At 66.3% G+C, this 10536-nt stretch carries 9 protein-coding genes and 1 pseudogene; 7 read left to right on the top strand and 3 right to left on the bottom strand.

Translation table 11 applies throughout. From position 1 onward, the window contains the following. The 3 genes and pseudogenes from EQG76_RS21480 to EQG76_RS21470 form a co-directional block, all read right to left on the bottom strand. Window positions 1-901 (bottom strand): annotated as a pseudogene (locus EQG76_RS21480) (hypothetical protein); the annotation flags it as partial. Window positions 902-905: 4 nt separating this feature from the next. Beyond that, window positions 906-2423, bottom strand: a complete 1518-nt coding sequence (locus EQG76_RS21475) for an MBOAT family O-acyltransferase (protein WP_159716371.1) — start codon at window positions 2421-2423, stop codon at window positions 906-908. Between the two features lie 161 nt (window positions 2424-2584). Beyond that, complete coding sequence (locus EQG76_RS21470) at window positions 2585-3355, bottom strand: SDR family NAD(P)-dependent oxidoreductase (RefSeq protein WP_159716370.1); 771 nt, start codon at window positions 3353-3355, stop codon at window positions 2585-2587. Between the two features lie 301 nt (window positions 3356-3656). Between EQG76_RS21470 and EQG76_RS21465 the strand changes: the two genes are divergently transcribed. From EQG76_RS21465 to EQG76_RS21435, 7 genes are all read left to right on the top strand, one after another. Continuing rightward, window positions 3657-4595: a sugar-binding transcriptional regulator gene (locus tag EQG76_RS21465; protein ID WP_159716369.1), complete on the top strand. Its 939-nt coding sequence runs from the start codon at window positions 3657-3659 to the stop codon at window positions 4593-4595. A gap of 93 nt (window positions 4596-4688) precedes the next feature. Continuing rightward, complete coding sequence (locus tag EQG76_RS21460) at window positions 4689-6128, top strand: extracellular solute-binding protein (RefSeq protein WP_159716368.1); 1440 nt, start codon at window positions 4689-4691, stop codon at window positions 6126-6128. An 80-nt stretch (window positions 6129-6208) separates the two neighbouring features. Next, the gene (locus tag EQG76_RS21455) at window positions 6209-7084 is read left to right on the top strand and encodes a carbohydrate ABC transporter permease (RefSeq protein WP_159716367.1); all 876 of its coding nucleotides are present in this window, start codon (window positions 6209-6211) and stop codon (window positions 7082-7084) included. Continuing rightward, window positions 7081-7917: a carbohydrate ABC transporter permease gene (locus tag EQG76_RS21450; RefSeq protein ID WP_159716366.1), complete on the top strand. Its 837-nt coding sequence runs from the start codon at window positions 7081-7083 to the stop codon at window positions 7915-7917. Before EQG76_RS21455 ends, EQG76_RS21450 begins: the two co-directional genes overlap by 4 nt. A gap of 4 nt (window positions 7918-7921) precedes the next feature. Then, the gene (locus EQG76_RS21445; RefSeq protein WP_159716365.1) at window positions 7922-8128 is read left to right on the top strand and encodes a DUF2160 family membrane protein; all 207 of its coding nucleotides are present in this window, start codon (window positions 7922-7924) and stop codon (window positions 8126-8128) included. A gap of 177 nt (window positions 8129-8305) precedes the next feature. Beyond that, a complete protein-coding gene (locus tag EQG76_RS21440) occupies window positions 8306-9571 on the top strand; it encodes an ABC transporter substrate-binding protein (RefSeq protein ID WP_235031494.1) in 1266 nt (421 codons plus the stop codon). 111 nt (window positions 9572-9682) lie between these two features. Further along, on the top strand, window positions 9683-10536 hold an 854-nt coding region (locus EQG76_RS21435), incomplete at its 3' end, for a carbohydrate ABC transporter permease (protein WP_159716364.1).

The raw sequence follows: 10536 nt of genomic DNA, 5'->3' as shown, positions 1-10536 counted from the left end.
ACTGTTCGGGCGCGCCGACCACCGCCACCCCCAGATCCCGCCAGAACGCGCGCAGCTCGGCGAACAGGCGGTGGGCTGCGGGCTCGCGGTATTCCGGCCGTCGCTGGCTGGGTGGCCAGCCCGCCAGCACGGCCACTCCCCGCTCCTGCTGGCGCTGCACGAACCCGGCCACCGCGCGGCTGCCGGGCGAGTTGCGGTCCAGCGGCCGGATCACCTGCCGGTCCCGGGCCACCTGCTGGCGCATCCGCTGGGTCGCGCCTGCCTCGCTGGCGCCGCGCTCGCTGCCGCGTGCATCGACCGTCGCCACGCGATAGCCGCCCCCGCGCTCGCTCAGCGGTGCCCTCTTCCAGTAGGTGAGATTGTCCGCGGCGGCCCGCAGCACCAGGCGTGGGTCGTACTGGCTGGCATAGTCCAGCCAGAGACGGACCGGCATGCGCTGCCAGAAGCGCTTGTCGTGGAACGAGCTGTAGAAAACCGGCAGGGCGGTGAACGGCGCTGCCGTGCGGAACAGCGGGTACTCGATCGCCAGCAGAACCGTGTCCTCCGGCCGTGCTGCCCGTTCCGCCCGGTCCAGGAGGTAGGTGAGGTCCAGGCCGCCATGCGCACCATAGTTGAAGGCCTCGACGCCGAGTGCTGCCGTGATGCGGTCGGCGTCGAAGCCGAAATGGACTGCCGATCCGCCGGCCAGCAGCAGGCGGGGGCCGGGGATCGGGGCAAGGGCCGCATCCTTGTGCCGGTAGAGATCGCGGATCCAGGCGATGTCCGGGGATGGGTAGAGATAGGGCTTGAAGGCCGGGACGCCGAAGCAGAGCAGCAGCAGCGCCAGGAGCGTGCCCGGCACGGCCGCCAGCAGCCAGCAAAGGAACCGGGCAGCCTGGTGCCGGGCGGTGCGGGAGCGCATGCGGCTAGAACTGGAAGTAGAGAAACGGCGAGCTGCTCGCCGTCAGCATCGACAGGAGTGCCAGGGCCAGGGCGCAGCCGGTGGCCACCGCCCATGGCCCGGTCATGCGCCAGGCGAGGCGCCCCTGCCCCGTCCTCGGTTCGGCGGCCGCCCTGCCTAGCGTCCTGCCGCTCGCATAGGGACGATAGCGCGTGTAGCGGCGCATGATCTGGAAGCTGTTCGGCGCGAAGAACAGGATCGCCAGGAGCGGCAGCAGGTGCAGCCAGGTCCGGCCGATGCCGTCGAACAGCTTCTCGCCGCCGCCCCGCCCGGCCATGGCCCGGGCGATGACGCCCGCATCCGCCAGGTTCTCCGCGCGGAACAGCACCCAGCCCAGCACGACCGCCAGGAAGGTCACGAGCACCGCCAGTGCCCGGAGCGGCGGGCGCTGGAGTGCACGGGCGACGGCGGGGCGGCTGCCTGCCCAGCGGCGGAAGGCGTGGTTGAGCGACAGGTAGCAGCCATGCAGGGCGCCCCAGGCGATGAAGGTCCAGCCGGCACCGTGCCAGAGCCCGCCCAGCAGCATGGTGATCATCAGGTTCAGATAGTGCCGGCTGGCACCGCGCTGGCTGCCGCCGAGCGGCCGGTAGAGATGATCAGCCAGAAAGCGCGACAGGGTGATGTGCCAGCGGCGCCAGAACTCAATGATCGAGCCGGCGCGATAGGGCGACCAGAAGTTCACCGGCAGGCGGAAGCCCAGCATGTGCGAGAGGCCGACCGCCATGTCGGAATAGCCGCTGAAGTCGAAATAGAGCTGCATGGTATAGGCCAGGGCGCCGATCCACGCCCCCACCGCGTCCGGATCGGCGCCACCCGCCACCCCATCGAACAGCTGGTCGGCGTAGGGCGCCACCCCATCGGCGAGCACAACCTTCTTGAACAGGCCGATCGTGAAGATGGTGAGGCCGACCAGGAGGCGGGCGAGCTCGAACCGGTAGGGCCGGGCCTGCCAGAACTGCGGGATCACCTCCCGGTGCAGGAGGATGGGCCCCGCGATCAGGTGCGGGAAGTAGGTGACGAACAGGAAATACTCGTGCGGCCGGTAGTGCCGGGTCTCGCCCCGCCAGCAATCGACCAGGTAGGCGATCTGGGTGAAGGTGAAGAACGAGATCCCGACCGGCAGCTCGATGCCGGGCGGGCGCACGGGCAGGCCCAGCGCAGCTAGGTTCGCCGCCGCGAAGTCCGCGTACTTGAACCAGGCCAGCACGGCCAGGTCGAGGCCGACACCGAGCGCCAGCAGCCGCCCGTTCGGCAGGCCCGCCTCGGCCCGCCGGCTCATCAGCCGGCCGAGCAGGAAATTACCGGCGATGGAGGCGAGCAGCAGGGGCAGGTGGCGCAGGTCGCCCCAGCCATAGAAGACGAGCGACGCCAGGCCCAGCCAGACCAGCGCCGCGCGGCGCGCGTCGACCCGGCCGAGCGCATAGTAGCCGGCCAGCACCAGCGGCATGAAGCCGAAGATGAAGATGAAGGAGTTGAACAGCAACCGCGCTGACCCGCCGGAGAGCCCGGCCCGACATGACGGCGCCATGCCCCTCCGCCAGGGAACCAGCGGCGGGTGGCGCCGTCAATCCGCGAGCGGGGCCGGCGCGCGGGCGCCGTCCGGCACCCGCCATACCGACGGCCGGCCGCGGCTCCCGGGACCTTCTACCAGACGGTGTAGCCCGCATCGGCGACGAGCACGTGGCCGGTGACCAGCGAGGCCGCGTCAGAAGCGAGGAACAGGACGCAGGCGGCGATCTCCGAGGGCTGGCCCATCCGGCCCATCGGGGTCATCTCCATCCAGGTCTTGAACCAGTCCGGGTTGGCCGCCCCGGTCTTGGTCATCGCCGTCTCAATATAGGTCGGCGCCACGGCATTGACCCGCACCCCGCGCTTGGCCCACTCGCCCGCCAGGGACTTGGTCAGGTGATGCACGCCGGCCTTGGCGGCATTGTAGTGCACCTGCTCCTGCGGCTTGTTGGAGATGATGCCGCTCATCGAGCCGATATTGACGATCGAGCCCTTGCCGGCATCCAGCATGTGCTTGCCGAAGGCGCGGTTGGTGTAGAACACGCCGTGCAGGTTGATGTCGATCACCTTGTGCCACTGCTCGTCGGGCATGAGCTCGCCGGGCGAGCCGAGGGCGATGCCGGCATTGGCGACGGCGATGTCGACCCGGCCGTACTTACTGACGACAGCGTCGGCGCAGGCGGTGACCGCCTTGCTGTTGGTGACGTCGAGCTGATGGAGCTCGGCCTCGTAGCCCTTGGCCTGGAGCGCGGCGAGCCCTTCCTCGCCGACCTGCGGATCGATCTCCGCGATCACGACCTTGGCGCCGAACTCGGCGAGCGCCATGGCGGTCGACAGGCCGATGTTGCGGCCGCCGCCGGTCACCACGGCCACCCGGCCGCTCAGGTCGAAGAGCTGCTTGAACATGTTGCTTCCTCACGAAGTCGGTCGACGGGCTGCCGGTCCGGGTCGACACGTTGACGGGCAGCTCGCGGGGACGAACCAGCAAGGCCGGCATCGCGAAAGATCGTTTCACGAGAGACCTGTCGCGGAGCCGGTTCCCGTGACCCTCATCCGTCCTCCCTGCCGCAGGCAGATACCGGCAGAGCAGACCCGCTGGCAACGGCCGGCACTGCGACCATGCGGGCCGATGCAGGGCGTTCGCTCATTGTTTGATCGTTTGCCCGAACCTGCCTAGAGAAGGGGCCAATAATGCGGAGGCTGATGGTTGGACGACATCAACCTGGCGACCGAGCCACGGCGTGAACTCGCGGCACGCGCTGCCTGGCTCTGGTACGTCAAGGGCGACACTCAGGAGGAGATCGCCCGCTCGCTCGGCCTGAGCCGGGCCGCCGTGCAGCGGCTGGTGGCCCAGGCCCTGGCGGAGCGGCTGGTCAGCGTGCGCATCCAGCATCCGATCGCCGCCTGCATGCGCCTGAGCGCCCGGATCGAGGAAACCTACGGTATCGGCAGCGTCGACGTGGTGCCGGATGTGGGCGGAAGGGCGCTGGCCCATGCGGCCGCAGCACGGCTCGACCGGGTGCTCACCGCCAAGGTGCCGACGATCGTCGCGGTCGGCGCCGGCCGCGCGGTGCGCGCCGCGGCGGCGGAAGTCGCAGCGATCGAGCGGCCCCAGCACCAGATCATCGGCATGGTTGGCTCGATCGCCCGCAGCGGCTCGGCCAACCCTTATGAGGTCGTGGTCCGTCTGGCCGACCGGATCGGCGCCCAGCGCTGGCCGATGCCGATGCCGCTGGTCGTGGACAGCCCGGACGAACGGGATCTCTGGCAGTCGCAACGGCTGTGGCGGATCCTGGAAGCACTGGCCGAACGGGTGACGCTGGGTGTCAGCGGCATCGGCCAGATGGGCGCGGAGGCGCCGCTGGTGGCGGACGGCTTCATCGACAGCGGCGAGATGGCGGACCTGATCGCCCATGGCGCCGTCGCCGAACTGTCGGGCTTCGTCTATGACATGCGCGGCCAGTTGCTCGACCATCCGCATAATCTCAGGGTGACCAGCCTGCCGCTGCCGCGACCCCATCCCCTGCTCGCGATTGCCGCTGGATTGGAAAAGTTGGAAGCGGTCCGCGCCGTGCTGCGGGGCAGGCTGATCGATCAGCTCGTGACAGATGAGAGCACTGCAAGGCTGCTATGCGAAAGCGCTTGACCCTGGCCGGCCAGTTGGGCGAACAGTCGCCCACCAATTGGGCAGGCGCTCGCGCTCGAAAGATGAGCGTTTGAGCAGGATGGGGGGTCGAAAATGAACCGACGTGGGTTACTGAGCGCGGCTGCGCTCGCCGTCCTGATGTCGACGACGAGCTTCAACGCGTTTGCGGACGACGCCTTCTGGGCGAAGGCTGCCGAGCCCTACAAGGGTATTACGATCCGCGGCGTATCGGAAAGCACCCCGTCCTCCAACTATGCCAAGGACGTCCTGGCCAAGGAGTTCTCGGAGAAGACCGGGATCAACATCCAGTTCGAGACCACGTCCTGGGACCAGATGTACGACAAGGCGATCAAGGACATGGAGGCCGGCTCCGGCATCTATGACTTCGTCTATATCGAGCAGGACATCATCTATTCCTACCTGTCTCGAGACTTCCTGGTGAACATCACCCAGTCGCTGAAGGACAACCCGTCGATCGCTTCTCCGACCTTTAAGCCGGAAGAGTTCACGACCTTCGCGAACTATTTCAAGGGTGAGAACGGCGACCTCTACGGCATGCCGATGGAGGCGTTCATCAAGACGTACCTCTATCGCACCGACCTGTTCGAGGACGCGGCGGTCAAGGAACAGTTCAAGGCCAAGTATGGCTGGGACCTCGCGCCGGCGAAGGATCACAAGCAGTATCGCGAGATCGCCGAGTTCTTCACCCAGTACGGCCAGGACAATGACCTGGAGCTGTGGGGCACCACGGTGCAGGCCAGCTCCGGCCATCCGGCGTCGTTCTACGAGTTCGTCGAATCGATCGCGCCGACCTTCGGCGTCTACAACTGGGGCCTGAACACCGAGACCTGGGCCGCCACCGTCGAGAACGGCGGCACCATGAACAGCGACAAGGCCAAGGAAGCGCTGAACTGGTGGATCGGCAATCTCCAGTATGCGCCGCCGGAATCGACCAGCTCCACCTGGGACGAGGTCGCCGCCAGCTTCTCCGCCGGCCGTGCCGCCCAGGCCTTCGTCTATGGCGAGAACACCGCCTGGATCGCGACCGACGACACCAAGTCGACTGTGGTCGGCAAGGTCGGCGTCGCCCTTCCGCCAGTGGCGCCGGGCGTGATGGAGGAGATCGAGGCCGGCAAGGGCTATATCGGCTACTATGACGGCGGCGCGTTCGGCGTCCCACACTCCTCGAAGAACAAGGAGGCGGCGCTGCTGTTCCTGCAGTACATCGGGCAGGACAGCGTTCAGGTGGACTGGGCGGTCAATGCCGCGCGTGTCACCCACCAGACGACCTATGACGACCCGCGCGTCCAGGAGCAGGACCAGAAGACAAACGGCTACTACACGCTGATGCGTGACCAGGGGAAGCTGTTCGCCGGCGCGCCGGCCTTCCCGTTCCACGGCCAGCTCCGCGAGGCGATCGCGCCCTTCTTCTATGATGCGATCACCGGCTCGATCACCCCTGACGAGGCGCTCGACAGGGCTGCTGCCCGTGCCGAGGAGGAGCTGACCCGCCTGGGCTACCGCAAGAACTGACCTCGATCCCGGGCCGGGTGGCGCAAGTCCTGCGCCACCCGGCCCGCTCGTTCCCTGAACCTGCTGAACGGAACGCACCCTTGCGCTCACCCGTCACCGGCTGGCTGTTCCTGGCGCCCACCATCCTGGTGCTGACGGTGTTCGGCTTCGTGCCGTTCATCTACGTGGCGTTCGTCGGTTTCTTCGACTGGAACCCGTTCGCCGCGAACCCGGACCTCGTCTTCGCCGGCGTGAACAACTACCGCCGCCTGGTCTTCGACAACCAGTTCCTGCGCTCGATCGGGCTGACGCTGCAGTTCACCTTCTGGGTCGTGCTGAGCCAGCTGATCATCGGCTACCTGCTCGCGCAGTTGTTCATGCGCGACTTCCCGCTCAAGGGGCTGTTCCGCACCATCCATACCCTGCCGCTGCTGGTGGCGCCGATCGCGGTGGGTGCCGCCTGGCGGCTCCTGTGCGTGCCGGGGCTGGGTCCCCTGCCCTACTACCTGAACCGCTGGTTCGGCATCGACTTCCGGCTGGGCTCATTCGAGCATCAGGCGTTCATCACCACGGTGGTGATGGATATCTGGCACTGGACCCCGCTGGTCACCCTCACCCTATTGGCCGGTCTCTCGGCCATGCCCAAGGAACCGTTCGAGTCGGCGCAGGTGGACGGCGCCAACCGCTGGCAGATCTTCTGGCACATCATGCTGCCGCTGCTGAAGCCAGTGCTGATCACCACGACCTTCATCCGCCTGATGGACGCGCTGCGCACGGTGGACGAGGTCTGGATGCTTACCGGTGGCGGCCCCGGCACCGCCACGCGCTATATCGGCCTGCATATCTGGCGGGTGGTCTTTCCTCAGACTGATTATGGGTACGGCGCAGCCATGTCGCTGATGACCCTCTACCTGACCATCATGCTGTGCTGGTTCCTCTATGTCGGCCTGGTTGCCAGAAAGCCGCGTGCGTCATGAAGAAGAAGGGCATCGTCCTGCCGCTCGTCGTCTGGTGCGTGATGACGCTCATCACGCTCCTGCCGATCTGGTGGCTGTTCGTGGTCTCGATGCGGACCCGCGTGCAGCTGTTCGGTCGTCCGTCGCTGCTGCTCGACGGCTTCTACTGGGGCAACTATGTCGAGGTCCTCGAGAACGAGGAGTTCCGCTTCTATCTGTGGAACTCGATCATCGTGGCGACCAGCAACTGCCTGATCGTCACGGTGCTGGCGTTCCTCGCGACCTTCGCGCTCTCGCGCTACAAGCTGGCCGGCGAGGACAGCCTGTTCTTCTGGCTGATCACCAACCGCATGGCGCCAGCGGCCGTGTTCCTCTTGCCGCTGTTCCTGCTGTACACGCAGGTCTTCCGGCTCGGTGACTTCCAGCTGTTCGACACCCGGATCGGCCTGATCCTGCTCTATTGCGTGTTCAACCTGCCCTTCGCGATCTGGCTGCTGAAGGGTATCATGGACGGCATCCCCAAGGAGCTGGACGAGGCGGCGATGATCGATGGCGCCAGCACCTTCCAGGTGCTGACCCGGGTGGTCATGCCGCTGGCCAAGCCAGGCTTGGCGGTCACCGCCATCCTCACCTGGATGTTCGCCTGGAACGAGTATCTGTTCGCCGCGACCCTCACCTCGGTGGAGGCCCGCACGATCACGACCGGCCTCGCCGAGTTCGTGACGGTGACCGGCACCAACTGGGGCGAACTCGCCGCGCTCTCGATGCTGACCCTGGCACCTGCCCTGATCTTCTTGGGCTTCGTGCAGCGGCACATCGTGGCCGGACTGACCTTCGGCGCGGTCAAGGAGTAAAGCGATGGACCATCCGGTCGTCCACGAAGTGAGCGCGCGCGACGGCTTCCTGCCGATCAAGACCAACGCCTTCGACCGCGGCTTCATCGGGGTCGTGTTCGGGATCTTCCTGCATCTATTGTGGATGCGCTTCCTGGAGCAGGCCATCCCGCTCTGGGTCTGCACGATCCTGACCGTCCTCCTCGGCATCTACATCGTCAAGCGCGGCTAGCTGGGCGACCGCTACGCCCCACGCGGCGGTTGATCGCGCCGCCGGCCCTTTGTAGAAGGGTGGCTGCCAGAAGCGCTCAAGTTTGAAACGATCCACCGCTGGCGCCGATGGCGTCCAATACTTGGGAGGTGAGCGATGAAAGTCGGAATGATTGGCGCAGCTTTGGCTGTCGCCTTGATGGGCACCAGTGCCTTCGCGCAGGAAAAGCGCATCACGATCGCGACGGTCAACAATCCCGACATGATCACGATGCAGCGTCTGTCGGCCGAGTACACGGCCGCCCATCCGGACGTGAAGCTCGACTGGGTGGTACTGCCGGAGAACGAGCTGCGCGCCAAGGTCACCACCGACATCGCGACCAAGGCCGGCGCTTACGACATCCTGACCATCGGCACCTATGAAGTGCCGATCTGGGGCAAGCTGGGCTGGCTGGTGCCGTTCGACGACGTGCCGGCCGACTACGACATCGAGGACGTGTTCCCGCTGGTGCGGGCGGGCCTGAGCGTCGACGACAAGCTCTACGCCATGCCGTTCTACGGCGAGAGCAGCTTCACCATGTACCGCAAGGATCTGTTCGAGGCAGCCGGCATCCAGATGCCGGAGCAGCCGACCTGGGAGCAGGTCAAGGAATGGGCGGCCAAGCTCCACGACCCGGCCAACAAGCAGTACGGCATCTGCCTGCGCGGCCTGCCCGGCTGGGGCGAGAACATGGCCATCATCTCGACCATGGGCAACACGTTCGGCGCCCGCTACTTCGACGAGGAGTGGAAGCCGGAGCTGAACTCCGAGGAGTGGAAGACCGCGGTCGGCTTCTATGTCGACCTGGTCAACAATTACGGCCCGCCCGGTGTTACCGGCAACGGCCATCTCGAGAACCGCACGTTGTTCGCGGGTGGCAACTGCGCGATGTGGATGGATGCCACCTCGGCCGCTGGCTACATGTTCAACAAGGACGAGTCCAAGGTCGTCGACACGGTGGCCTTCACCAACGCACCGGTCGGCCCGGTGCCGAAGGGCAATCACTGGCTGTGGGCCTGGTCGCTGGCGATCCCGGCCACCTCGCAGAACGCCGAAGCGGCAAAGGACTTCATCTACTGGGCGACCAGCAAGGAATACATCCAGAAGGTCGCCGCCGAGAATGGCTGGGCCGCCGTGCCGCCTGGCACCCGCAAGAGTACTTATGCGGAGCCGGAATACATCAAGCTGCCGTTCACCCAGCCGACCCTGGATGCGATGAACACGGCGGATCCGACCGACCCCACCGCGAAGCCGGTGCCCTATGTCGGGATCCAGTACGCGCCGATCCCCGAGTTCCAGGCGATCGGCACCGAGCTCGGGCGCGCCATCGCCGGTGCGGTGGCCGGCCAGACCACGGTCGAGCAGGCGCTGGACAATGCGCAGGCCGCAGCTGACCGGATCATGCAGGAAGCCGGCTACTACTGAGCCGCAGCTCTTCTTCAAAGGTCGGGGCGGCCGCCTGGATGCACCTCCACCACAGGGGTGCATCCGCGGCCGCCCCGCCGCGTTTGCAACGGCGGAAGGATCACAGATACCATGGCAGCTAGTCTGCAGGGTCAGGGCGGGACGGCGGTGGCCGGGTGCGGCCTAGCCAAGGAAGCATGGTCCAAGCAGCGCTGGACCATGCTGGCACTGATCGCGCCGGCGGTGGGCGTGTTGCTCGTGTGGATGATCGTCCCGCTGGCGATGACGATCTACTACGCGTTCCACCGTTACAACGTGCTCTATCCTGAGCGGTTCGGCTTCGCCGGTTTCCGCAACTTCTCCCTGCTCCTGAACGACCCGATGTTCTGGGGTGCCATGGGCAAGACCCTGATCCTGGTCGGCGCGTCGCTGATCGTCACGGTCGTGCTGGGCATCATCCTGGCGCTGGTGCTGGAGAAGGACTTTCCCGGCCGCAGCATCGCCCGGCTGATGGCGTTGGCCCCGTTCTTCGTCATGCCCGTGGTGGCGGCCCTGGTCTGGAAGAACATGCTGATGCACCCGGTCTACGGGCTGCTGTCCTGGGTGCTCGGCACGGTCGGCCTGCCGGTGGTCGACTGGTTCCAGAACTGGCCGATGACCGCGATCGTCATCATCATCGCCTGGCAATGGACGCCGTTCGCGATGCTGGTGTTCCTGACCTCCCTGCAGTCGATGCCGGAAGAGCAGAAGGAGGCCGCTTGGCTGGACGGCGCCAATCCGATCCAGATGTTCTTCCAGATCATCCTGCCGCATCTGTCGCGCGCGATCACCGCGGTCGTGATGATCGAAAGCATCTTCTTCCTCTCGATCTTCGCCGAGATCTTCACCACCACCGGCGGCGGTCCCGGCCAGGCCACGACGACGCTCAGCTACATCATCTACACTCGTGCCTTCCTCGAGTGGAACGTCGGCTCCGCGTCGGCGGG

It is taken from the genome of Geminicoccus flavidas, assembly GCF_009806515.1.
Classification (GTDB): domain Bacteria; phylum Pseudomonadota; class Alphaproteobacteria; order Geminicoccales; family Geminicoccaceae; genus Geminicoccus; species Geminicoccus flavidus.
This window is presented reverse-complemented; position numbering and strand designations above follow the sequence as displayed.

Excerpts from the sequence above, each read along its gene's own strand:
- EQG76_RS21470 (WP_159716370.1), bottom strand. The coding sequence starts at position 3,355 with ATGTTCAAGCAGCTCTTCGACCTGAGCGGCCGGGTGGCCGTGGTGACC.
- EQG76_RS21460 (WP_159716368.1), top strand. The coding sequence starts at position 4,689 with ATGAACCGACGTGGGTTACTGAGCGCGGCTGCGCTCGCCGTCCTGATG.
- EQG76_RS21450 (WP_159716366.1), top strand. The coding sequence starts at position 7,081 with ATGAAGAAGAAGGGCATCGTCCTGCCGCTCGTCGTCTGGTGCGTGATG.
- EQG76_RS21445 (WP_159716365.1), top strand. The coding sequence starts at position 7,922 with ATGGACCATCCGGTCGTCCACGAAGTGAGCGCGCGCGACGGCTTCCTG.
- EQG76_RS21440 (WP_235031494.1), top strand. The coding sequence starts at position 8,306 with ATGGGCACCAGTGCCTTCGCGCAGGAAAAGCGCATCACGATCGCGACG.